This window comes from Novosphingobium sp. AAP83, assembly GCF_001295795.1.
GTDB lineage: Bacteria > Pseudomonadota > Alphaproteobacteria > Sphingomonadales > Sphingomonadaceae > Novosphingobium.
Map to the genome: position 1 here is coordinate 290,497 of NZ_LJHY01000022.1, position 24,508 is coordinate 315,004.

The window sequence follows — 24,508 nt, forward strand, 5'->3', positions numbered from 1 at the left end:
TTGCCATGTCGTCACGGTTGAACCGCACTGCATGGCGCGCTAGGCGCAATGCCATGTCAGACGCTGTATCTCCGCTCGCCTCGCCGTTCCCCGCGCTCCCCGCCATTGCCGGAGCCACACCGCACGTGGTCCGTGCAGGCTATAAAGACTGGGGCCGGTGTGATCTTACCTATGTTGAAATGGCGCAAGGCACTGCGGTTGCAGGCGTTTTTACCCGTAATGTGTGCTGCTCGTCTGAAGTGGAACTGGGCCGCCAGAACATCGGCCAAGGCCGCGCCCGCGCGCTGGTGGTCAATGCTGGCAACTCAAATGCCTTTACCGGCTATCGCGGGCGCGAAGCGGTGGAACAGATCATGGAGCAGGTTTCTGCCCATCTCGGTTGCGCAAAAGAGGAAGTTTTCGTCTCGTCCACCGGCGTCATCGGCGTGCCCTTGCCCAAGGACAAAGCGCGCGCCGGGGTTGAGGCCGCACTGCAAGCTGCGCCATGCTCATGGGAAGACGCGGCGCGCACCATCGGCACGACCGACACCTTTACCAAAGGCGCGACCGCCTCGGCCATGATCGGTGACACACGTGTCAACTTCAGCGCGATCATCAAGGGCAGCGGCATGATTGCGCCCGATATGGCCACGATGCTGGGCTATATCTTCACCGATGCCGCGGTTGATCCGGTGTTCCTGCAAGAATGCCTCTCTGCCGCCAACACGCGCACATTCTCGTGCATAACGGTCGATAGCGATACCTCGACCAGCGATACCGTGCTGGCCTTTGCCACCGGCGCAGCAGGCAATGCGCCCTTGACCGGTTTTGACAGCCCCGGCGCAGATGCCTTTGCTGCCGCCCTTGCCGCCATCTGCCGCCAGCTCGCGCACCTTGTCGTCAGGGACGGCGAAGGCGCGCAAAAGTTTATCGCGGTCAGTGTTTCGGGCGCGGTTTCGGACGAGAGCGCGCGCAAGGTCGGCCTTGCCATCGCCAACTCCCCCTTGGTCAAGACGGCCATCGCGGGCGAGGATGCCAATTGGGGCCGCGTTGTTATGGCGGTGGGCAAAGCAGGTGAACCGGCGGATCGTGATCGCCTCTCCATCGGCTTTGGCGGCATTTGGGCCGCGCGCAATGGTCAGCCCCTCACCGATTATGATGAAGCGCCGGTGACTGCGCACCTCAAAGGGCGTGACATCTCGCTGGAAGTCGACCTCGGCCTTGGCGATGGCTGCGCGACCGTGTGGACCTGCGATCTGACGCACGGATACATTTCGATCAACGCCGATTACCGTTCATGACCCGCACCCTTGATACTGCCGTCGCCGCGCTGATGCGCGAAACGGCTGAAAAAACGCTGCTCAAGCATTACCGGAAACTCGGCCTTGGGGATGTGACCGACAAGGCGTCGAACGATGTGGTGACCATTGCCGATACCGAGAGCGAAGTGATGCTCGCCGAAGGTCTGGCCAGAATCCTGCCCGAAGCGGCAATTGTCGGCGAAGAGGCAGCACACGCTGATCCGGCGATTTTTGAACGCCTGTCAGACAAGCTGTGCTGGATCATAGATCCCTTGGACGGCACCAACAATTACGCCGTCGGCAAGCCCCCGTTCGGTATTCTGCTAGCTTTGGCGGAAAAGGGCGAGACGGTTGCAGGCTGGATTTACGATCCGCTTTCGGGCCGCCTGTGCACCGCGCATCGCGGGCAAGGGGCATGGCTGAACGGGGAGCGCTTCACGGCGCGGACCAGTGGGGCCGAAAAGCCCATCGCCGCAATCTCGCTGGTTTTCGTCGATCCGGTCAAACGCGCAGCCCTGCTTGAACACATCGCCCCGCATTATACACTGGTCGACATCCCGCGCTGCGCGGCCGAGCAATACCCGCGCATCGGACTTGGTACCAACGACGTATCGCTGTTTGAAAAAACGCTGGCTTGGGATCACGCAGCGGGCGTGCTGTTCCTCAATGAATCCGGCGGAAAAGCCGCGCGCCCTGATGGCACGCCCTATCGCGTGGACCGTCACCTTGAGCCCGGCCTTATCGGCGCATCAAGCCCGGCCCTGTTCGATGCAATGGCCGAACGTCTGGCGAAAATGGGATAATTGTAGGCCCCTCCTGCGAGTACAGGAGGGGTTTCTTTGAAAACTTAAAGCACGCTTTCCAGCCAGCTCTTCAACTGGGTCTTCGGCGCAGCGCCCAGCTTCTGGGCGACCGGCTTGCCATCCTTGAACAGGATCATCAGCGGGATCGACTGCACGCCAAACTGGCTGGCGGTGTCGGTGTTCTCCATGATGTCGACTTTGACGATCTCGACGCTGTCGGCCAGTTCGTTGGAAATTTCCTCAAGCGCGGGTGCGATCATCTTGCATGGGCCGCACCAATCCGCCCAAAAATCCACGAGTACGGGCTTGCTGCTGCCCAGCACATCTGCGGCGAAGCTGGCGTCGGTTACGGCTTTGGTTGGCATCGAATGAACTCCTGTCTATGCGTCACTAAAGTAGGGCCAGCGCTCCACAGCGCAACCGATCAGGCGGAAAAGGATTCCTGCTGTCCGATAAGGCGCAACTTTTGCGCCTCGATCACATCTGCTGGTACCACGAACAATTGCGGCGTGTGGGTATAAAGCAAAGCCGCCTCAACCGGCACACCGGGATGGATTGCCTCAAGCGCCGCAGCATAGGCCGCCATCTGGCGCACATAGGCCGCCGGTATCTCGGCAAAACTCATGGGCGGCCGCCGCGCTGTCTTGAAGTCTATGATACGAATGCGGTCTGCGCCGATCACCAACCGGTCCACCGTTCCGCTCACCACGCGACCGCCCACCACGGCAGCCAGTGGCACTTCGGCCAGCGAATCCGGCCCGAACACATCAGCCCATTCGGAATGCTCAAGCACGGCAAGGGCCGATTGCACCATCAACTCACGCTCACCCGCGCTGAATTCAGCGCCTGATCGCGAGAGCCAGACACGGCCTGCCGCCAACCGCGCCTCAGCCGCAACCTCGGGCAAACGCTCGATCAACCGGTGCAGCAACGTCCCGCGTCGCGCCGCCAACATCGCACCGGGCCCCGATGGCGCGGGCGGATCGGGTGCGTCATCCTCGCCCAGCGATGATGGAGCCAAGGGGCGCGGTGGGCGCGGCTCTGCGCCAACAGGCGTTAACAAAACCTCGGGCAGAGCCATCCGCGCCGGTGCAACGGCTGGCGCGGTCTTTGTGGCAAAAGGCAGCGGCGCACCGATGGTCTTGCGCCCGCCCCATAGTGCGCAAGGTTCCCAATCGGTATCGCCAAACAGCGGCTCAAGCTGGGCAAACCAGCTATCCTCGGGCAATTCCCCGCCGCCGCGCGGCTTCTTCTTGCCCTTGGCCCCGGCAATAAACAGCGCCTCTTCGGCGCGAGTCATCGCCACGTACAACAAGCGCCAATGCTCCTCGCGCTCGGCCAACTTGGCTGCTGCCTCGGCCTCAAGCACGGCAGGCGCCTTCTCTTCCTTGCGCAACGGCGGCAGCGGAACCTTGCGGCGCGCGCCCAGCACATCTTCGACAATTTCCAACCCGCGCGGCGGCGACAAGTCGGGATCATCGGCAGAATCGGCCAGGATCACGATCGGCGCCTGCAATCCCTTCGATCCGTGCACGGTCATCACCCGCACCAGACCATCGCTCTTGCCCGCCTCGCGCTTAAGCTCGCCCTCGCCCGCATCGAACCACTGCAAAAAGCCAACGAGGCTGGGCACATTGGCACTGGAATAGGCCATTGCGGCATTGAGCAACTCGTCAATCGGGTCGTTCGCCTCACGCCCCAACCGCGCGATCAGTTTGCGCCGCCCATCCCACGGCCCCACCAGCAACCAGTGCAACAGCACTTGCGGCGGATCATAATCCGCCCGCGCCAGCAGACTGCGCAACCGCTCCATCGCGGAAAACGTCGCGGGGCCTTCATTGCGCCGCAGCCAGCTCCACAGCCGTTCGCCATGCGGGCGATAGGCATGTTGAAGAAGCTCTTCCTGCGTCCACCCGATCAGCGGAGAAACCAGCAGGCCTGCCAGATTGAGATCGTCCAGCGGCTGCGCGGCAAAGCGCAAGGCGGCCACCAGATCCTTCACCGCCAGCGGCGCGCCCAGACGGAGCCGGTCAACCCCTGCCACAGGAACTCCGCGCGCATGCAGCCGCGCGACGATCAGCCCTGCCAGTTCCTTGCGTTTGCGCACAAGGATCATCACATCGCCCGCATTGGCCAACTTTGGCCCGCCCTTGGCCAGCGGAAAGCCTACGTCGATCCACGCGCGCACTTGCCGCGCGATGCGATCAGCCAGTTCACGGTCAGGGCGTGAGAGCCAACCTTCCTCGCCCTCGTCCTCGTCACTTGCGTCTTCGGCCTTGATCTCGTCACCGACCACCCGCCACAGGCCAACTGTGCCGGGAATGGGCAATCCGCGATGCGGCTCGGGCGGTTGGCTCAACCCGAAACGGTCCCATCCGATCCGCGCAATCGCCCCATCCACGAAATCGAGGATCGGATTGGCGGTGCGGAACGATTGGCCAAGCCCCAGTTCGAGCAGCTTGCGTTCCGGATCGCGCAAAACATCGGCCACTTGCGCCAACTGGCTTTTGACCTTGCCACTGGCGCGCGCAAAGTTCTCGGGGCTGGTCCCCTGAAAGCCGAAAATCGCCTGCTTGTAATCGCCCACCACAAACAGCGTGCGCATCTTCGGCCCGCGCTGGCCCTCGCCGGTGAAGAAATCGGACACCAGCCCTTCGAGCACGATTTCCCACTGCGAGGCGTTGGTATCCTGCGCTTCATCGACAAGGATATGGTCGAACCGCCGGTCCAGTTTGAACCGGATCCAGTCCGCCGTCGTGCGTTTGGTCAGCAGGTCTGCCGCCGCGCGGATCTGGTCGTCAAAATCGATAAAGCCTTCGCGCGTCTTGGCCTCGTCCCATGCCAGGGCAAACCGCCGCCCGACTGTCAGCGCAGTATCGAGCAAAGCCGCCAGATCAAGCTTGGCCCGCAACGCGCGTGCGTCTTCGATCGAGACGATCACCCGCTGCGCCGCCTCGCCATAGGAGCCATCGACTTTGAGCAGGTTTTTCAGCCACTTCGGCTCGCCCTTATCGTTCAGCAGCGCGCCAGCCATCTCCTCCAGATCGCGTGCGCGCTCTTCCGGTGATGCGGCCAGCCAGCGGGCGATCGGCTCAGACATCTTGGCGCTTGTCGGTGTGCCCCAATCGAGTTGCACCTCAAGGCACGACCGCAAGGCCCGCACATCGAACGCATCATCGGCACAAATCGCTGCAAGGCTGTGCGGCCCGTCGTCCTCATCAAGCCCCAGCACGGCGTTGATGCGTGGTCGCAGCGGGGGAATCCACGATCCTGCCCCCCACCACAGATCGCGTGCGCCTGCACTGCGCAACAGGAAAGACTCAACCTGATCCTCGCTCATCCGCAAGGACAGCGAGGCCAGCGCCTCAAGCAAGGCATCATCCCCGCGCGCCTCGGCCTCGACCAATACGTCGGCCAGAACCTGACGTACCAGAAGCGCGCGGTCACGGTCCTCCATCGCGCGGGTGCCGGGGCGCAAGCCGGCCTCAACCGGGAATGATGCCAGCAACCATTGGCAGAACGCGTGGATCGTCTCGATCCGCAAGCCGCCGCCCGAGCAATCGAGCACTGCGGCAAAGCGGCTGCGCGCTCGCGCCACAGTTTCAGGGCCAATCGGCGCACCAATCGCCAACAGGTCTGCGGCAAGATTGGCATCATTCATCCGCACCCAGCCCGCCAGCACCTCATTCACGCGGGTAGCCATTTCGGCGGCACCCGCCTTGGTGAAAGTCAGGCACAGCAATTGTTCGGGCTCTACGCCATCTTGCAGCAATAAGCGCAGCACACGCGCGGAGAGCACTTGCGTCTTACCCGTGCCTGCCGAAGCCGAAAGCCACACCGTGCGCTGCGGATCAACCGCATAAGCTTGATTTTCCTTGAGCGTATAGACTTTGCTCATGCCTCATCTTCCGCATTGGCGCGTTCACGCCCTTGCCATTCATCAAGCCGCATCAATTGATCGTAATCCGAATAGCCTGCCAAATCCGGGTTCTTCCGCGCAGTGAACGGTTCATCGCCAAGCAGCCAGAGCGCAATCGCATCGCGCAGGTAATCCGCGGTCTTGATCAGGAAGTCTTCCAGCGGAATGCCTGATTTCTTTTTGCCTTCAAGCACTGGCGTATCCATATAGCCGAAGCTTCCCTCCTTATTGCGCCCCAAGGACCAGTATTCAAACCGTGCCGGTTCGCCCGCCACGCCCGCTATACCGCCGCCTTGTGCAATCAGGCCAAGCAGACCCAGTTGCAGGGCAAAGCCTTGTTCGACCATCTTGCCCGAAGGTGGCTTTCCGGTCTTGTAATCCACCACACCAATCGTGCCATCGGCGAGCTTATCGATGCGATCTGCCCGCCCGTGAATGCGGATGCCATCGACGACAATTTCGCCCTTCTGTTCGACGGACAACACCTCGCGGCCCTCGCCTGCAAGCCGGTCCGTCTCTTCTTCAATCCAGTGAAGCGCATTGAGAAGGCGCGGCTTCCACATTGTGCGCATGAACGGATGCGCGCTCATTTCGTCAAACATGCGCTCGGCCAGTGGCACGAGCTCACCCGGCACACCGCCCGCTTCGTGCCACGCCTTGAGCACATTATGCACCGCCGTTCCCTTCCACGCAGGCGTCGGATCGGCATCTATCGGATCAAGGCTGCGCAGGCCCAGAATGGCCGAGGCATAGAACTGGTAAGGATCGCCGCGCAACCGGTCGAGCGCGGTCACCGCTATCGGCACACGGCGTTGATCGGCTGACGGCATTGGTTCGGGTCGCGGATATGCAGGCGCAGGTTCGGCATCGCCCAGCGCTTTTGCCAATTCGACCGCGCGGGTTTCCAAACGCAATTGATCGCCCAGCATCGCCTGAATGCGCAGCAAGAAGCGCGACGGGATCGCAGGTCCGGTGGCATCGCGATGGGCAAAGCTCAACACGACTTCAGGTGCGCCCAAAGCAGCGGCCAGATCGTGCGCGGCAAGGCCGATGCGGAAATCAGCGCCGGGAATTCCCAGCGCACGCAAGATCGGCGGGGCAAGCAGCGGATCGGGCGCGGGATTGCCGGGCCAAGTACCCTCGGTCAGCCCGCCGCAAATCACCAGATCAGCCCGGCTCATCCGCGCTTCCAGCAAACCGTAAATCGCAAGGCGCGGATGCCCGCCGTAGGGCGGACGGACCGAAGTCTCGTCCATCGCATCGCGCAGCAACGCGGGCAGATCGGCGCAATCAAGTTGTGACGGCACACCGCCTGCCGCCTCGCGCCAACGCTCAACAAATTGTGCCAGACACCGCCCGTCGGCCATTGCCCACAAGCCCGTGCCACACAGTGCCTCGCCAGTTTCTGTAAGCGCCACCAACGCTGCATCAAGCGCTATTGCACCCTCCAACACCACAAGCGGGAACAGCAAGTCCTCAACGCCTGACCACCAGTCGGTCAGCCCCGGGAAACGCTTTTCTTGGCTCTCCACGGCCTGACGCGTGGCGGGCAATCCAGGCCCCGGCCTCGGTCCGCGCAACACCAGATCAAGCTGGCGCACGCGCTCCAGCCATAGCGCACGCCCTTCACCGGCCTGCACCAGCGGATGGCCGAGCAATGCGACAAGCGTTACCGGCGAAACCCGCTCAGCCACAACTTCTGCCAATTGCAGGAACAGCCGCCCCGCCGCCGTCTGCGGCAAGGGCCTGCCTGCGGTATCATCGGCCACAATGTTCCACCGGCCCAGATGCGCAACAACCCGCGCGGCAAGGCTGCGATCGGGCGTGATCACCGCCACGCGCCGTTCCGGTTCAGCCAAAGCCTCGCGCACCAGCACAGCGATGGCCTGCGCCTCTTCCTCAGGCTGTGCCGATTGCATCGCTCGCACGCCCGAAAGCCGCCGGTCCTTCGCCTCAAGCGATACCCATGCGGCGCTGGCCTCTGGCGGCAGGAACAGGTTGGAGATCGCGCGGCTGCGTTCCGGCGGCGCAGGCGAAAGGCCCGCGCGGTGCCAGGGTTGCACTTCGTCGCGCGCAATGCCCATGCGGTTCAACAGCAGCTTCAGATGGTATTGCGGATGCGTGACCACATCGCCGCGATCAAACACCGCGCCATCAGGGCCGCCTGCGCTGCCCAGCGCGTCCCACACATCGGCATCCAGCGCCAGATCAAGATCGGGCAGGATCACCCCGCCATCGGGCATATCGGCCACCACCCGCAGCAATTTCGCAACGGCAGGCGAGGCCGAGGTGACGCCTGCTGCAATCACTGGATGGGCAGGCGGGCGGGTCCGCCATGTTTGCGCGGCATGTTCGAGCAGACGGTTGCGACGCTCGGGCGCGTCAATCCGGCCGAGTTCCTCCAGTTCTTTCTGCCAGATAGTGAATACCGATGCGAAAATGCGGGTATTCTCGATCCAGTGGACGGACAAGTCGGAAGCGATCCCGACAACCGTCTCATCCAGCAATTGCGCCGGATGGATACCCTCCACCAGCAACCGGTCAATTCCCTGCGCCAAGCCCCGCGCCTGCCGCAGTAACGCGGCTTCGCCCGGCGCTTCATCGCCCAGAACCTGCCGCAGAATACCGGCAAGGCGCAGCAATCGCCACACCGGATCGACCGCCTCGGGAATATCCAGCCCTGCGCCTATCGGGTCGAGCAACGGCCCCAGTGTCTCGTCAAGATCAAGGTCGCCCACCACGGCCATGCGCGGCAGCAACAGTCCCTGCCCGCTGGCGCGGATAAACGCCTCGGTCACGGTGCGGATCGCGCGCTGGCTGGGCAGCAGCAGCGTCAACCGCGCGAGGCCGAAACGGTCCTCGCGATACCTTGGGATCAGCCCCGCCACCAGCGCATCGGCGAAACCACGGTGCGCCGCGATGGACCACACGCGCGGGCGGGAGGCCCCATCTGTCATATCAATCCTGACGCAATGCGATTTCAGTCGGCGCAATCATCTCGGGCTCACCCACTTCATACCACAGGCCAAGGTGCGATGTGCCGAACAGACGGCCCTCTGCAATCGCCCGGTCCCACAGCTTTGACGTGGAGAACGCACCTTCAGGCGCATCACGCATCAAGCGGTGCGATACGATCTGGATGCCGCTATAGATGAACGGCGCAATCCGTCCCGTCCGGCGGCGGGAAATCGCGCCAAGCGGGTCCATGTGAAAATCGCCCTTGCCGCGATAATTGAACGCGCGGGTATGGGGCACAAGCAAAAGCAGGGCATCCATCCGATCCGCATCCCAATTGTCGGACAGATGCTGGAACACATTGCGCGGGCCATCGAGCCAGATGTTGTCGCTGTTCAGGGCAAAGAAGGGATCGCTGCCGATCAGCGGCAAGGCCTTGACCATTCCGCCACCGGTTTCCAGCAGTTCCGCACGCTCGTCCGAAATCGCAATTTCAGGCGTTTCGCGGCGCGCAAGATAGGCCTCCAGCGCATCGGCAAGGTAGTGCACATTCACCACCGCCCGTGCCACACCCGCATCTTGCAGCTTATCAAGGCAATGATCGATCAGCGGTTTGCCCGCCACTTGCACCAACGGCTTGGGCCGCGTTGCCGTCAGCGGGCGCATGCGCTTGCCCAGCCCTGCCGAAAGCACCATCGCCACGTCGCTCGCCAGCGGTTTGCTCATAACGTGAATGTACCGCCCAGATTGGCCCGAAGATCGGCAGATATATTGGCATCAAACCACGCCGCCACAGGCGCAAGCGCGGGATGTGCCAGATCGCGCTCCATCGCCGCCCAAACGCGGGGGATGTAATCCAGATAGCGCGGCTTGCCGTCACGTTTCCACAACCGCACAAAAATACCCACGATCTTGGCGTTACGTTGCGCGCCAAGGCGGGCGTAATCGGCGCGGAAATCATCGGCCTCGCCCGTTTTGGCAAGGTAATAGTCCAGCATCTTCGCCTCAAGTTCGGGCGAAACATCGCGCCGCGCATCTTGCAGCAGCGATACCAGATCATAGGCCGCATGGCCCACCAATGCGTCCTGAAAATCAAGCAGGCCCTGCTTTTCCAAGCCGCCGAGCAGCATCACGTTTTCCGCATGATAATCGCGCAGCACCGTAACGCCGGGGCGCTGTCGTGCCAGCAAGGGTGCCAGCACCTCATCCCAAGCCTGCGTCCAACTGCGGGCATCAACGTAAAGTTCGCGCGCGGGCACGTACCATTCGGTAAAGAGCCGCGCCTCGCGCTGGTATTCGGCCAGCGTATAGTTGGTAAACGGTCCAGGCGGCAATGTGCGCAACTGGATCAGGGCATCAATCGCAACCCTGTAAATCTCTTCCTCGTCCTGCGGCCACGCATCCAGATATTCGCGCATCCGCACTTCGCCGAAATCTTCGAGCAACACGAAGCCCTCTCCTGCTTGTTCGGCCAGAATGATCGGCGCGCGCAAGCCATTGCCTTCCAGCCATTTGGCTGAACGGAGGAACGGTTCGGGGTCTTCATTGGGCGGCGGGGCATACATCAACATCGCCGTGCCGCTGGAACGGCGGATGCGGAAATAGCGGCGGAACGATGCATCGCCCGGCAAAGGCTCGATCGTCGCGCCGATCCAGCCTGCCTTGTTGAGGAAAGCTTCGGTGCCCAAAGGAATATTCAGATCCATGATCCCCGCTCTAGCCAATCGCGGCCCGCCCGCACAATGGCCCTGCGCCCGTTTTCAGTGGATTCAAGCGTAACCGATAAACAACCCGCCTCATGCGCAAAGCCGCCCGCGTTCTCGGGCCACTCCGCCAGCAGCGCCGCGCCTTGCCGGTAATCATCCAGACCGATCTCGTCAGCCTCAGAGGGATGTTCTAACCGATAGAAGTCTGCATGGACCAAAGGCAAGCGCACCAATGGCGGATCATAGACCTCGATAATCGCAAAACTCGGGCTCGGCACTTCGCCCTGATGACCCAATGCGGCAATGATCGCGCGGGCCAGCGTCGTCTTGCCCGCCCCCAACCCGCCCGTCAGCGCCACCACATCGCCCGCGCGCAAATCCGCCGCAATCCGCGCCGCCAAGACTTGCGAAGCGTCCAGATCAGGAAGCTCGAATATCACGGCAGCACGACAATCGCGGCAGTGCCAAGGCCCGGTTCGGACATCAATTCCAGCGTGCCGCCATGCGCCTCGACCAGTTGCCGCACCAAAGGCAAGCCCAAGCCCTGACGTCGCTCGACCGCGCGCCCATCGGCACTCACGCGCAAGCCGTCCAGCGCGCGTGCCAGCACCTCGGGCTCCATGCCGCATCCGTTGTCTGAAACCACCACTTGCAACCGCGCACCCGGCTTGCGCGATGCCTCAACCAGTATGCGGCCCCCTTCTGGCGTTGCCGCAATGGCATTGTCGATCAACTGGCCGAAAGCGCGCCGCAAACGCCGCGCATCCCCCGTCACCACGCCCGCCGATTTATCGCCGCGCAGATCGAGCGTCAGCTTGGCCGCAGTTAGCCGTTCCTCGCGTTCGTGCACCACTTCGGTCAAAAGAGGGAACATCTCGACGCGATCTTGCGCCAGCGGCAGCGTGCCCGCCTCGCTTTGCGAAAGATCGAGCACATTCTCGATCTGCTCGCCAAGCCGCTCCACCGATGCAAGGATCGCATCGACATATTCGTTCTGCTGATCGGTCAGTTGCCCGGCCAGCCCGCTTTGCAACAGCTCGGCAAACCCGCCGATGGATGTGAGAGGCGTGCGGAATTCATAGCTCATATTGGCGATGAACCGCGTCTTCACCGCGTCGGCCTCAACCAGCGCGGCATTGCGTTCGCGCAGCGCGAGTTCGGCCTTCTGGCTGTCGGTAATATCAAGCACGGTCAGCATGCCGTTGCCATCGGGCAGAGGCACGCCCGCAATCGCCAGATGTCGCCCATCGGCCAGCGTCAACCGCCCACTGCGCTGCTTGCGCTCAAGCGTAGCGCCTTGAATGACTTGCGCAATCGTGCCCACTTGCGCGGGACGCTTAAGCTGGGAGGCAATCTGGTTGAGCAGCACATCGGCGCGCGGATGGGTGGCAAGGAAGGCCTCGTCCAGCCCCCAGTCAGCCGCAAACCGCCGGTTCCACAATTGCAGTTTGGCATCGGGCGCAAACACCGCCAGCGATTCAAACAGGTTGTCAAACGTCGCTGTACGGGTCCGCAGCAAGGTGTCGCGCGTGGCCGATAGCTGCAACTGTTCGGTGCGATCTTCAAAGATCATCAGCATGCCGCCATCGGGCATCGGCTGCGCAATCACGCGCAGATGCGTCCCGTCCGACAAGTGCCACGATTCTTCAACGGGTTCGCGTGACAGGAACCAGCCTTGTCGTTCGCGCCGCCATTCGGGGAAATCGCGCACTTCGGGCAGGCGCCCACCATCGCGCATCCGGTCAATCACCCGGTCAAACGGCGGCGTATCGATCACCCAGGCGTGTGGCACCGCAAAAATGCGCAAGAATGGCTGGTTGGCGAACACCAGATTGCGCTTCTCGTCAAACTGCGCAATTCCGGCGGACAACGTATCGAGCATTTCGCGCTGCGCTTCGCGGAAACGGCGGAACTGGCGGGTGATTTCCTCCATTTCCTCAATATCAACCGCGTATCCGGCCACGCCTTCATCGCCCAAAGGCAGGTCGGTAACGCGCAAAGCCCGGCGCTGGCCCTTGATCGTGGCAAGCATCGAACGCTCGACCGGCACTTTGCGCGCATGGGCTTGCCGCGCCACTTGGGCCGCAGAAAGCCCGTCAACCGGCTCGATCAGTTCCGTGCCTTGGGCGATCACAGCCTCGGCATTTGCTGCACCAACCGCTTTGACATAAGCACTATTGACCAGTCGCAATTTGAAGTCCGGCCCCCGGAACCACATCGGCAACGGCGCAGCCTCGATCAGACCGGAAAGCCCGGCAAAATCCGCCTTGGCATTGCTGGTTTCAGCGCGCAGCTTCACCAATTCCACTGCGCTATCGGAAAAGTCGAAGAACCACACCAACGCTGCGCCGCCGGGCGAGACTTGCGGATCTGCCAAATGGCCGTGCGCAGCCAGACTGCGGGCACCCTTGCGCGGCGTAATCGCCATGCGGAATGGCGTCGCCGTTTTCTGCGCGCGCCGCACCGCTTCGCTTAATTCCGCTAACTCTTGTGCGCCAAGCCCGCGATCGCCTGCGTCGAGTTCGGAGAGATATTCCGGCATGGCATCGAATCCAAGCCACCCCGCAAGCCGCGACGGACCTTCGATCCGCCCGTCTGCGCGCACTAGAAGAGGCAGCGCTGGCGATTCGTCTATCAGCCGCGCCAAGCGCCGCGCCTGACGCTGCACCGCTTCGGCCCGCCGCGCGCGGCCCCGCGCTTGCAGCACAAACCAGCATGCCCCCACCGTCCATGCGGCAAGGAGCAATCCGATCAGCAGCAAAGCAGTCTGGTTCAGCAGCGGCATAATGCTCTCGCTATGCGCACAAAGCCCTTAATACAATGCTTGATATCGGACAGATACCGCCGAAAATATCCACAAAAAAGGGCGGCGAAGCCAAGCTACGCCGCCCATCTTTCAAGTAGCCCGAAAAGGCCCTTAGTAGCGGTAGTGATCCGGCTTGAACGGGCCTTGCGCCGAAACGCCGATATAATCGGCCTGCTTCTTGGAAAGCGTGGTCAGCTTGACGCCCAGCTTTTCAAGGTGAAGCGCGGCAACCTTCTCGTCGAGGTGCTTTGGCAGCACGTAAACGTCGTTCTTGTAGTTTTCGTTCTTGGTGAACAGTTCGATCTGCGCCAGCACCTGATTGGTGAAGCTTGATGACATCACGAAGCTAGGGTGACCGGTGGCGCAACCGAGGTTGACCAAGCGGCCCTTGGCGAGGACAAGGATCTGCTTGCCATCTGGGAATTCGACCAGATCGGTGCCGGGCTTCACTTCGGTCCACTTGTAGTTGTCGAGCGCCGCAATCTGAATTTCGCTGTCGAAGTGGCCGATGTTGCACACGATGCTCATGGGCTTCATCGCCATCATGTGTTCGGCGGTGATCACGTCTTCGTTACCGGTTGCGGTCACGAAGATATCGCAGCGGGTTACCGCTTCTTCCATGGTGACAACTTCATAGCCTTCCATCGCGGCCTGAAGTGCGCAGATCGGATCGACTTCGGTCACCATCACGCGCGCGCCGCCCTGACGCAGCGAAGCGGCTGAACCCTTGCCCACATCGCCGAACCCGGCAACGCAAGCCACCTTGCCGGCAAGCATTACGTCGGTCGCACGACGGATCGCGTCAACAAGCGATTCCTTGCAGCCATAAAGGTTGTCGAACTTCGACTTGGTGACAGAATCGTTCACGTTGATCGCGGGGAAAGGCAGCTTGCCGTCCTTGGCGATCTGGTAAAGGCGGTGAACGCCCGTGGTGGTTTCTTCCGAAACGCCCTTGATCGCCTTGACCGAAGCGGAGAGGTAACCCGGCTTGCGCTTCAGGAAAGCATTGAGCGCGCGGACGAATTCAATTTCTTCTGCGTTCGATGGTTCAAACAGCGTTTCACCTGCTTCCACGCGCGCGCCCCACAGCGCAAACATCGTGGCATCGCCGCCATCGTCAAGGATCAGGTTTGTGGTAATATCGTCACCCCAATCAAAGATCGAACCGACATAATCCCAGTATTCGGCAAGGCTCTCGCCCTTGATCGCGAAGACCGGAATGCCCGCAGCGGCAATAGCGGCAGCGGCGTGATCCTGCGTCGAGAAGATGTTGCAGGTGGCCCAACGGACGTCTGCGCCCAGCGCAACCAGCGTTTCGATCAGGACGGCGGTCTGGATCGTCATGTGCAGCGAACCGGTGATGCGCGCGCCCTTGAGCGGCTGCGATGCGCCGAATTCCTTGCGCAGTGCCATAAGGCCCGGCATTTCGGTTTCAGCAATGCGGATTTCGGCGCGGCCAAATTCGGCAAGGCCGATGTCGGCGATCACATAATCATTCTTGGCATCAACTACGCTGGCCACGAGCTATTCTCCTGAAAAATCGACATGCGCAATAGCGCCATAGCCGCCCCTTAGCGCGGCTTTGGCGTTCGTGCAAACATAACATAAAGATTTCTTTATATCCCGACTGAGGGCTAGCCCTGCACGTGACCCGTTGCGCCGTGGCACAGGCATCCTATATCGCTTCGGCAAGTCCCTGCCGCATCCACGCGCGGACCGGGCATATCGAAAGGAATTTCAGGATGACCATCGCTGTTGGAGACAAGCTGCCCGACGTCAAAATCGTCAAGGCCACCGCCGAAGCGAACGAGGCGGTTCAGTCCTCTGATTACTTCAAGGGCAAGAAAGTCGTCCTTTTCTCGGTTCCCGGCGCTTTCACGCCAACCTGTTCGGCCAAGCACCTGCCGGGCTTTGTCGCCAAGGCTGCCGAACTGAAAGCAAAGGGCATCGACGAAATCGCCTGCACCGCTGTCAACGATGCATTTGTGATGAAGGCTTGGGGCGCAGCTTCGGGTTCGGCTGACGTCACGATGCTGGCCGATGGCAATGGCGACCTTGCCACGGCGCTTGGCCTCACGATGGACGGTTCGGGCTTTGGCCTTGGCACACGCGGCCAGCGCTTCTCTATGGTGGTCAACGATGGCGTGGTCGAACATCTGTTCGTTGAAGCACCGGGCGACTTCAAGGTGAGCACCGCCGAGCACCTGCTCGAAAGCCTGTAATGCAAATTGGCCCCTGCTCCATGGCAGGGGCCACTTTCCCTTAGAAAGCCACCTTCCTTTAGAACGATAGCCTGACGCGACCAACCACGCGGTCTCCTGCGTGGCGCAGATCGGCAAACGGCGATACCGATATCAGCGAAGTATCGATATTGGTCCCCACATAATCAACGCCGACAGTAAACGGGAACTGGTTGTATTCTAGGCCAATTTTCCAATCCGTGTAATTGCCAGCAGGACGCAACCGGGCAGCCCGCAAGGCGTTGTTCGCATCCCCTGTTGTATAGCCGACAGATGCAGCCAGACTGACCGGAAACGCGGGAATTCCCGCAAGGGCATTGGCCCGCACATGCAGATTATCGCCGCCAATCGCACTTTGGCTAGGCGCATAAAAGGCACCGGCACCCACTTGCAGCGGCCCAATGGAATAACGCGCGCCAAGCCCCAGCTCGGCGTAATTCATGCCCGCATCAGCGCCGCCAAACAGGTGGCCAATCGCTTCTGTGCGCAGGGTAAACCCGCTGACGTTCCAATCTTTGCCCAAGGCAATGTCGGCCACAACATCGGCATTCGCATGGCGATCAGACTTGCGTAAAGCCGCGATGCGAACAGATGCATCCAGCCCCGCAAACGAAGCAAAGACATCGGTCGATGCCGAAACCTCACCGTCGCTCCAGCTAAGGCCACGGCGCACCTCGTCGCTTGTGGCCTCAACGCCAAAATCAACCGGTTGTGCATAAGCTGCGGAGCTGATTGCCCCCACGGCCAGCAAGCCCAGTCCTATACGAAAAACTAGACTGGCCATGCAAAACGCCCTTTTTATCCAATACTGTCGCGCTTTTTTGCGCCAGAGGTTTCGACAAGGATCACAGCGCGATCTTGCTCCACCATTGCCATCATCTTTTCACGCAACGTGTCGCGCCGCGCCTCGACCGTGCGCTGAATGCCCTTGCTGCCAGATGAACACCACCCCGGCGCAGAGCCTTTCAGGACGTCGTCCTGCGTCATGGAACGCGATGCCTGCATCCCGGCATCGGCTACGGCGGTGCGCTCAACAGTCAAGGAAACCGACCATCGGCAGTGCAACGAGTTTGGCCGGCCAGCTGCACCAACAGAACCAACCTGCTTTTCGACGATCACCGTCGAACCGCGATAATCTGCCGATATCGGCCCGACTTCAGGGTGCTCGATCGTGGTTTTGTGCTCCAGCGCCTGTGCGGGCACTGCCACCAGCGCGCCAAGCACAAGGCCAGTATAGGCTCCGATTTGGGCAAAGCGTTTCATCACAAAAGTCTCCTGCAAAGCCCCGCCCTTATTGGTACGGTAATAACATACACTTGGGCCATTGTCATAAACGCCGGGAGACTGGTCTGTTACGTTTCATTGCCGACTTTTGCGTCAGTAGCCCATCAGGCTCAACACTTCCTTCCGGCTTTTTGTATCATCCAGAAATGTTCCCATCATCCGGCTGGTCACCATGCCCACGCCGGGTGTGCGCACACCGCGTGCAGTCATGCAGGCATGGCTCGCCTCGATCACAACGGCAACGCCATGGGGCCGCAAGTTATCCCAGATGCACTGCGCCACTTCGGCAGTCAGTCGCTCCTGAATTTGCAACCGGCGGGCAAAGGCGTGCAGCACGCGAGCCAGCTTTGAAATGCCCACCACTTTATCGCGCGGCAGATAGGCAATCGCCGCCTTGCCGATGATCGGTGCCAAGTGGTGTTCGCAGTGGCTTTGGAACGGAATGTCCTTCAGCAGCACGATTTCCTCATAGCCGCCGACTTCTTCGAACTGGCGCTCAAGATGCTTGGCCGGGTCTTCGCCATACCCCAAGCAGTATTCTTTCCACGCCCGCGCCACGCGCTTTGGCGTGTCCAGCAAGCCTTCGCGCGCCGGATCATCGCCAGACCAGCGGATCAGGGTGCGGATCGCTTCTTGTACGTCGGCCGGGACCGGGATTTTACCACGGGCCAGATCATCAGCGTCTTCAGGCCTCGTAACATCATTCATTGTACGTCCCTCTTATCCCTTGGGCCGTTTTAAAATCCGGCTCGTAAACAGACCCTTGCGATAGAACGAGATGATCTCTTCCGGGCGCTCGGGGTCCAGCACTTCATTATCGGCCAGGGCTTTTTCGGTATCGCTCAATTGGTGTGGAACGAACGGAACCAAGCGCTTGCCGACCTTGGTGGTAGACGCGATCATTGCCGCCATCCCGCCATGCTGGTCAAGCCGTTCCGCTACCCGCTCAGGCGTAACACCGCAATGCTCGGCCAGTAATGAAATACGCAAATTGCGGATTGTAGGCCCGCAATGGCCATTGGCAGGGCGCGCACTGTCAATAAAAACGTCGCATTCGCTATCTAGCCCCATCGAACGGTTGTTGAGGTTTGCCGAACCGATCCGCAACACCTCATCATCTACAATCGTAAGCTTCGAATGGACGTAAATGGCTGTTCCGCCAGCGGTAACAGGGTGCCAGATCGAGAACCGGCGCTTGTGGTCCGCTTCCTGAATGGCATGTATCAACCGTACCCTGGCCCCGTCCATCGCGGCTTGCTCCAGCCAGCCATCGGAACTTTGCGGATTGATCAGCATCACCTCGGGCGGATCAGGCTCGGCCATCCGCACCGCGATCGCTTCAGCGATCTTGCGGGAAGCGAAATACTGGTTTTCGAAATAGATATGCCTCTTTGCGCGCGCGATATGCTCAAGAAACAGTGCTTCGATCTCGCGAATCTCGCCCGCGTCGGCATATTGGGATCGCGTACGCGCAATCCCCACTTCCACATTACGAAACTCCGCCTCAATTTGCGCAGGCCAAGGCGATGCCTCCTGCGGCGCGCAGGGCAACAGCCGCTTGCCCCCCGCCTGCTCCCAGCGGGTCCGCCCGAACTTGCCCAGCAACGCCGCCGCCTCGCCTTCCAGCAGCATCGTGCAATCGTGCCACGGACCGTAAGGTCTGCCGCCGGGGCCACGCCGCCGCTTGTCATTATCCAGATGACCGCGCGTGTCCCAGCGGTCGCCTGCCATGTCGATCCCGCCGCACACGGCAAACTTGTCATCAATCACCACGATCTTCTGATGATGGCTGCATCCCAGTGGATGGGCGCTATCCAGCTTGAACACGATCCGCGGGTGCCGCCACCAGCGCAGCAGATCCAGCATCATCGATCCGCGAAAAAAGGCCTTCAGCGCGCCGAAGTTCCATTTCAGCACGCGCACGTCCAGCGTTTTGCGCCGGTTGGCAAGCCACACGATAAACGCCCCGAGCCGCGCGGGTGCGACTTTGCGACGCGGCAGATTCCACCACCTTCGCCCGCCGCCTATCCTGATACGGGTATCAAAATCCCAGCCAATCAACATTATGCGCTGCTGCGCCCGCATCATGGCTTCGCGCATCAACGCGAAATAGTCTGCCACATCGATGACCGCATGCGCCCGCGTCGCCATCGCATATCGCCACACTGATGGCGTCTGGCCTGCATGGTCGCTCTCGTCGTGATCTGATTGCTGATCGCCCGATTGCGTCACAAAATCCCCGCCGCCTGCATACCCCGCCACACTCCATTGCAGCGCACCGCATCAAGGGCAGTACAGCCCCACCGCCTGATGGCAAGGCTACGCTTCACGGCATTGACGGTTCCTGTAATGCAGATGCCATCAAGGCTGGACAGGAATAACCAGTTCGTCAGGGTGCGCCACGTTCAGATTGCTGCGGAGCAACTCGCCAACCAGATCAGGATCGGCATGGCGGGGATCAAGCAAGGCAACGCGGTTCTTGATCCGGTCACGCTCAGCCGAAAGCACCGCGATTTCCCCCTCACGCTGCTCAAGCAAGCGGGCATGTTCACCCCAAGCCAGCAACCCGCTTGGCCCGGCAACCCCGATGGCGCCCAACACAAGCAATGCCACCAGCGCAAGCGACTGGGTCACACTGTCTTTAGGAAGAAAAGGAGTTCGACGCGACTTCATCATTTCACTGAATCACAAATTCCATGCCGATTCAAGCGCTAATGACAGTGTTTTGCCAGATGCTACGGAAAGACACTTAAAATTGGTATCAGACGCATTCCAGCCTCGCTCAGCTGCCATCGTCCACCCTAATGCTGTATATGCGCTGTTCGCCGTATTCCCGTGGTGCTGCATGCCTGACCTTTATCGGTCCGCTTAACAGCCCAACCGGAGCGGCCTTATGGATTTAACAGTACCGTCGCGGCGTCAGTTTTTGACCGCCATCGGCAATCTGGCCAGCGCGGGCTGGATTGCCACCAATTGGCCGCAAATCGCTGCTGCTGCCGAACACTCCAGCCATGGCGCTCACGATGCCGACGCGCCTCCCGCCACGATCAAAACGCTGTCGCCGGGTGAAGCAGCCCAGATCGATGCCATGACAAACCTGATCGTGCCGGGCGGAACAACCCCCGGCGCGCGAGATGCACATGTGCTGTATTTCATCGATAATGCACTGGGCAGCTTTTTTGCCGCACAATTGCCAGCATTCCGCCAAGGCCTCGGCGAATTTACGGCCGCTTATGCCAAGGCCTACGGAGCTGATGCACCGTTCTCGTCCGCTCCTGAACCGCAACAGGTCGCTTTCCTGAAACAGGTAGAAACAACGCCCTTCTTCCTCGCCGTGCGCAGGCTCACCGTGCTCGGACTGCTCGCCCTGCCCAAATACGGCGGCAACAGTGATTACCTTGGCTGGAAGCTGATCGGGGTGGAAAACAACCACGCGTGGGAGCCGCCCTTTGGCTTCTACGATCAGGATTACCCGGGGTTTGAGCCCTATCCCGGCACCAAGCCCTACACCGCCTGACGGAGCAGCCCGATGCAGCGCAAAACATTCAAAACAAGCGAAACAGTCGATTTTATCGTGGTCGGCTCTGGCGCATCCGGCGGCATCATGGCCCGCGAACTGGCACGCGCCGGCAACAGCGTGGTCGTGATGGAGCAGGGCCCGCGCCTTGACGCCCATGAATTCGAACATGACGAACTCAAATACCGCAACCTGTCGGGCATCACCAACAATCCCGCCACCAACCCGCAGACCTTCCGCAACACCGAAGACCAGAAGGCGGAAAAAGTCTCTGGTCGAAATCCTCTGACCTATGCCCGCGTCGTCGGCGGCAGCAGTTCGCACTTTAACGCCAATTTCTGGCGCCTGCACGAAATCGACTTTATCGAGCGCAGCCGCCTTGGCGCAATCGAAGGGGCAGACCTCGTCGATTGGCCGATAACTTACGCCGAACTTGAACCCTATTACACAAAGGTGGAATGGGAAGTCGGCGTATCCGGCCTTGCCGGGGCCAGCCCGTTCGATCCATGGCGCAGCAAGCCCTATCCGATGCCGCCGTTGCCGGTGAAATCATCCGGCGTCTTATTCGAACGCGGCGCCAAAAAGCTTGGCCTCCACCCCTTCCCAGCCCCGATGGCAATCAATTCGGTAATGTATAAGGACCGCCCTGCGTGCATCCAATGCGGGCTGTGCGGCGGCTTTGCCTGCGAAGTGAAGGCAAAATCATCCTCGGTCTGGACCGTCATCCCGGAAGCCGAGGCCACCAAGCGTTGTGAAGTACGCCCGGAAAGCTATGTCTTCCGCATCGGCATGAACAAGGCTGGCCGCGCAACCGGCGTTCATTACTATGATCGTGATCGCAAGGAACAGTTCCAGAATGCCCGCGCGGTGGTGGTTTGTGCCAATGGCGCAGAAACGCCCAGACTGCTCCTCAACTCCGCCACCGGATCTGCGGCACAAGGCCTCGCCAATTCCAGCGGAGCAGTTGGCCGCTACCTGATGTTCAACAAAGGCGGCGGTGCGATGGCGCGCTTTGATCAGCCGCTCAATGAATACAAGGGTGCCAACGTCACACGCATTATGCACGATTTCTATGATTCCGATCCCAAGCGCGGCTTTTATGGTGGCGGCGGATTTGATGCCCGCTCGGGCGGTCCGCTCACATGGGGGCAGACCGTGCCCAAGGGGACATCCAACTGGGGGCCGGAATTCAAGGAATACCTCGAATCCTACACTTATTGGATGAACTGTTCAGGACACGGCACATCGCTGGCCGTCGAAAGCAACCGCGTCGACATCGATCCCGACCTGAAGGACGCGTGGGGCATTCCTGCTATCCGCGTCACCCGCAAAGACCATCCCGATGATACCAAGCACGCCAAATGGCAGGTGGAGCGCGCGGTTGAAATCATGGACGCCGCCGGAGCCAAACAGATCGTACCGGGCGAAGTCGGCGAAGCGACAGGCGGCGTACACTTGCTCGGCACCTGCCGCATGGGCAATGATCCGGCCACATCTGTGATCGACAAGTACCACCGCACCCATGACGTGAAAAACCTCTTCCTGTGCGATGGTTCCAGCATGGTCACATCAGGCCGCGGACAGCCCACGCAAACTATCGAAGCCTTGGCCTTCCGCGCCGCAGACCACATCGCCCGGTTTGCAAAACGGGGCGAGATTTAAAGCGCGCCCACCATCACGGAGTAACAATTGCAAACGCCGGGTCCGGCTTGTCGAGCCAACTGACAAGCCGGCCCAGAACTGCCGCATCGCCTTCCAGCTTTGCCTCACCACTGGCCAGTTTGGCCGCCAAAGGCTGCCCTGCAAACAGCGCGGTCAGCAGGTCTTTGTAAGCCACTGTCAGCGTCGCCTGCCGCCCCTCGCGCAAGCCGCTGCGATGGATCAAAACGCCGTTTGCCACTGATACCGTGTGCTGTTCTTGCTTGTCCGGAAACACAAGGCCCAGCGTCAGGGCATTGTCGCCCGCCTTGGCCGGATCAAGCCGGACGGACAGCACGTCAAGAAAATCAGCCGGTGGCAGCAAACCCAACAGTTCCGCACCGCCCGTCACATCTTCGGCCTTCACGCCATTATCCAGTTCGTTGGCCGCGGTCAGATACATATTGCGCCACAAGGCGTTCTCGCTCTGATAGGCAAGCTGCCGGAACGTCCGCGCTTGCAGGGCTTTGGCAACCGCGTTTGCGCCATCGGCAAAGATCACCTTGTTCAAAAGTTCGGCAGCCCAAGCGTAATCGCCCTTGGCAAAGGCCGCTTGCGCCAAAGCCGTCACACGATCACCCCCGCCCATCGCCTCGACATAACGCCGCGCGCCTTCTTCTGGCGGAAGCGGTGCAAGATGCGCAGGGTTGCCGTCATACCAGCCCATATAGAACTGGTAGACCGCACGCGAATTGAAGCTGTACGATCCATAATAGGGCCGGTCATACCATTGCTGCGCCAGTGCGGGCGGCAAAGTCAATTGCGCCGCGATTTCCGGCCCGGTCTGGCCCTTGTTCATCAACCGCACCGTCTGATCGTGCAGATAGGCATAGGCATCGCGGTGCTTGGCCAGATATTCGGCAATCACCGGCTTGCCAAAACGCGGCCAACCGTGGCTGGTTATCAGCACCTCGGCGTCGGCAAAAATGTCAATCGCCTCGGTTAACCCTTGCGCCCACGCTTTGGCATCACGGATCACCGCGCCGCGTGGGGTCAGGATGTTGTGCTGCGTGGGGTTGGCGTTCTCCGCCAGATCGGCCACCTTCCAATCGGGAAAACCCACATTCATTTCCGCAGGCGCTTCGGTGCCGGGCGTCAACTGAAAGAGCATACGGACGCCATCAATCATCAGTTCCGTGTCCGTCTCGGCCAATTCGCGCGTTGGTGGCACCAACGAGCGACCGCCGCCTGCCACGCCGATTCCAATGCCCGATCCCATCGTACCCTCAGGCCCGGCAGGAAGCCCGAAACCGAACTGGTATCCGGCGCGGCGGCCCATCGCTGGACCTGCGATCACGTTCTCGCTCACCGCAGCACGGGTAAAGCCCTGCGGCGCAAGCACCGGTGCATCGGCCAGCAACATATCTTTGAGCCCAGCTGCCCCGCCAAAGTGATCGATGTGGCTGTGCGTGTAAATCATCGCGCTGACCGGCAGCTTTGCGACGTGCTCTGATATCAATTCATAGGCTGCCGCTGCGGTTTCCGTGGCGGTCAGGGGATCGATCACGATCCAGCCCTTGTCGCCGCGCACAAAGGTGATGTTGGCCATATCGAACCCGCGCACTTGCCAGATCCGGTCGGTCACCTTGAACAGCCCTGCCTTGCCCAGCACTTGTGCGTGGCGCCACAAGCTGGGGTTCACAGTGGCGGGTGCCGGTCCCTTGGCAAACGACAGGGCGGCTGTGTTCCACACCGGTTTGCCCGCAGCATCGCGAATGACCGGATCTTTGCGCGTGGCCACAAACCCGCGCGCGGCAAATTCAAAGTCGCGCACGTCCGTCATGGGCAGGCCCGCAAGGGCATCCGCATTGGTTCTGCGCGTAACCTCGCTTGGTGCTTCAGCAGCTGCAGGCCGGGAAACCAGCATAACAGCCGCCAGCGCCAGACCAGCATGGCGCAATTTCGAATTAGGCATTCTCGTTCCATCTCTCTGATCGGGTGGATTTGCGACAACGCTAAACTTAACCGCGCGATTGGCAACCCGTTGCAGTCCTGCTGCGTCGCGGCCAGGCTGTTTGGTAACAGATAGCTTCAAGGTTTTGAAAATGGTGCGCCCGACATGAAAGCGATGGGCACCCAAATCATTGGGAAATTTTGATCCAAAGGGCTGCATAAACCATAAAAAAGTGCCCCCAAATCGCAGAGAATGGCGAGAGATCCAAGAGGCAGCTGTCGCCCGAACAGGTCATTGACAGCTTTAGCAGGGGATAAGGCAGCTAAGCGCTCCAACTTCGGTGGTTTAAGCGGCGATAGGTGATCTGTGCGCCTTGGGTGCTTCACGCGGTGTTGAGTTGCATTGA

19 protein-coding genes are annotated in these 24,508 nt (G+C 60.8%); 5 read left to right on the plus strand and 14 right to left on the minus strand.

The window, feature by feature from the left end; genetic code table 11:
* The first annotated feature begins 53 nt into the window (after nucleotides 1–53).
* Both argJ and IP81_RS12990 read left to right on the plus strand, forming a co-directional pair.
* Nucleotides 54–1,280: a bifunctional glutamate N-acetyltransferase/amino-acid acetyltransferase ArgJ gene (gene argJ, locus IP81_RS12985; protein WP_054108398.1), complete on the plus strand. Its 1,227-nt coding sequence runs from the start codon at nucleotides 54–56 to the stop codon at nucleotides 1,278–1,280.
* Nucleotides 1,277–2,083: an inositol monophosphatase family protein gene (locus IP81_RS12990; RefSeq protein ID WP_054108399.1), complete on the plus strand. Its 807-nt coding sequence runs from the start codon at nucleotides 1,277–1,279 to the stop codon at nucleotides 2,081–2,083. Before argJ ends, IP81_RS12990 begins: the two co-directional genes overlap by 4 nt.
* Nucleotides 2,084–2,127: 44 nt before the next feature.
* On the opposite strand, the gene trxA is transcribed toward IP81_RS12990, so the two are convergent.
* The 8 genes from trxA to ahcY all read right to left on the minus strand — a co-directional run bounded on the left by trxA (nucleotide 2,128) and on the right by ahcY (nucleotide 14,990).
* Nucleotides 2,128–2,448: a thioredoxin gene (gene trxA, locus IP81_RS12995; protein ID WP_054108400.1), complete on the minus strand. Its 321-nt coding sequence runs from the start codon at nucleotides 2,446–2,448 to the stop codon at nucleotides 2,128–2,130.
* 59 nt (nucleotides 2,449–2,507) lie between these two features.
* Nucleotides 2,508–5,981, minus strand: a complete 3,474-nt coding sequence (addA, locus tag IP81_RS13000) for a double-strand break repair helicase AddA (protein WP_054108401.1) — start codon at nucleotides 5,979–5,981, stop codon at nucleotides 2,508–2,510.
* Nucleotides 5,978–8,959, minus strand: coding sequence for a double-strand break repair protein AddB (gene addB, locus IP81_RS13005; RefSeq protein ID WP_054108402.1), 2,982 nt, complete (start codon nucleotides 8,957–8,959; stop codon nucleotides 5,978–5,980). Before addB ends, addA begins: the two co-directional genes overlap by 4 nt.
* 1 nt (nucleotide 8,960) lies before the next feature.
* Complete coding sequence (locus tag IP81_RS13010) at nucleotides 8,961–9,683, minus strand: nucleotidyltransferase family protein (protein WP_054108403.1); 723 nt, start codon at nucleotides 9,681–9,683, stop codon at nucleotides 8,961–8,963.
* Nucleotides 9,680–10,663, minus strand: coding sequence for an aminoglycoside phosphotransferase family protein (locus IP81_RS13015; RefSeq protein WP_054108404.1), 984 nt, complete (start codon nucleotides 10,661–10,663; stop codon nucleotides 9,680–9,682). The genes IP81_RS13010 and IP81_RS13015 overlap by 4 nt, the downstream gene beginning before the upstream one ends.
* Nucleotides 10,654–11,103 carry a tRNA (adenosine(37)-N6)-threonylcarbamoyltransferase complex ATPase subunit type 1 TsaE gene (gene tsaE / locus IP81_RS13020; protein WP_054108405.1) on the minus strand — a complete coding sequence of 150 codons (450 nt, stop codon included), beginning with the start codon at nucleotides 11,101–11,103 and terminating at the stop codon, nucleotides 10,654–10,656. Before tsaE ends, IP81_RS13015 begins: the two co-directional genes overlap by 10 nt.
* Nucleotides 11,100–13,448, minus strand: a complete 2,349-nt coding sequence (locus IP81_RS13025) for a PAS domain-containing sensor histidine kinase (protein WP_054108406.1) — start codon at nucleotides 13,446–13,448, stop codon at nucleotides 11,100–11,102. The genes tsaE and IP81_RS13025 overlap by 4 nt, the downstream gene beginning before the upstream one ends.
* Nucleotides 13,449–13,580: 132 nt before the next feature.
* Nucleotides 13,581–14,990 carry an adenosylhomocysteinase gene (gene ahcY, locus IP81_RS13030; protein ID WP_054108407.1) on the minus strand — a complete coding sequence of 470 codons (1,410 nt, stop codon included), beginning with the start codon at nucleotides 14,988–14,990 and terminating at the stop codon, nucleotides 13,581–13,583.
* 221 nt (nucleotides 14,991–15,211) lie between these two features.
* Between ahcY and IP81_RS13035 the strand changes: the two genes are divergently transcribed.
* Nucleotides 15,212–15,691: a peroxiredoxin gene (locus tag IP81_RS13035; protein WP_054108408.1), complete on the plus strand. Its 480-nt coding sequence runs from the start codon at nucleotides 15,212–15,214 to the stop codon at nucleotides 15,689–15,691.
* Between the two features lie 58 nt (nucleotides 15,692–15,749).
* On the opposite strand, the gene IP81_RS13040 is transcribed toward IP81_RS13035, so the two are convergent.
* From IP81_RS13040 to IP81_RS13060, 5 genes are all read right to left on the minus strand, one after another.
* Nucleotides 15,750–16,493, minus strand: coding sequence for a TorF family putative porin (locus tag IP81_RS13040; RefSeq protein ID WP_054108409.1), 744 nt, complete (start codon nucleotides 16,491–16,493; stop codon nucleotides 15,750–15,752).
* A gap of 14 nt (nucleotides 16,494–16,507) precedes the next feature.
* Nucleotides 16,508–16,972: a hypothetical protein gene (locus IP81_RS13045; RefSeq protein ID WP_054108410.1), complete on the minus strand. Its 465-nt coding sequence runs from the start codon at nucleotides 16,970–16,972 to the stop codon at nucleotides 16,508–16,510.
* Nucleotides 16,973–17,086: 114 nt separating this feature from the next.
* Nucleotides 17,087–17,701 carry a GTP cyclohydrolase I FolE gene (folE, locus tag IP81_RS13050; RefSeq protein WP_054108411.1) on the minus strand — a complete coding sequence of 205 codons (615 nt, stop codon included), beginning with the start codon at nucleotides 17,699–17,701 and terminating at the stop codon, nucleotides 17,087–17,089.
* 12 nt (nucleotides 17,702–17,713) lie between these two features.
* Nucleotides 17,714–19,255: a phospholipase D-like domain-containing protein gene (locus tag IP81_RS13055; protein ID WP_231626626.1), complete on the minus strand. Its 1,542-nt coding sequence runs from the start codon at nucleotides 19,253–19,255 to the stop codon at nucleotides 17,714–17,716.
* A 99-nt stretch (nucleotides 19,256–19,354) separates the two neighbouring features.
* Entirely contained in the window at nucleotides 19,355–19,666 is a 312-nt protein-coding gene (locus tag IP81_RS13060) for a septum formation initiator family protein (RefSeq protein WP_082356142.1), read from the minus strand.
* 220 nt (nucleotides 19,667–19,886) lie between these two features.
* Here IP81_RS13060 and IP81_RS13065 point away from each other — a divergent pair, with 220 nt between their 5' ends.
* Entirely contained in the window at nucleotides 19,887–20,510 is a 624-nt protein-coding gene (locus IP81_RS13065; protein ID WP_054108413.1) for a gluconate 2-dehydrogenase subunit 3 family protein, read from the plus strand.
* Nucleotides 20,511–20,522: 12 nt separating this feature from the next.
* Nucleotides 20,523–22,172 carry a GMC family oxidoreductase gene (locus tag IP81_RS13070; protein ID WP_054108414.1) on the plus strand — a complete coding sequence of 550 codons (1,650 nt, stop codon included), beginning with the start codon at nucleotides 20,523–20,525 and terminating at the stop codon, nucleotides 22,170–22,172.
* Nucleotides 22,173–22,185: 13 nt separating this feature from the next.
* On the opposite strand, the gene IP81_RS13075 is transcribed toward IP81_RS13070, so the two are convergent.
* Nucleotides 22,186–24,123, minus strand: coding sequence for an alkyl/aryl-sulfatase (locus IP81_RS13075; RefSeq protein ID WP_054108557.1), 1,938 nt, complete (start codon nucleotides 24,121–24,123; stop codon nucleotides 22,186–22,188).
* Nucleotides 24,124–24,508 lie beyond the last annotated feature (385 nt).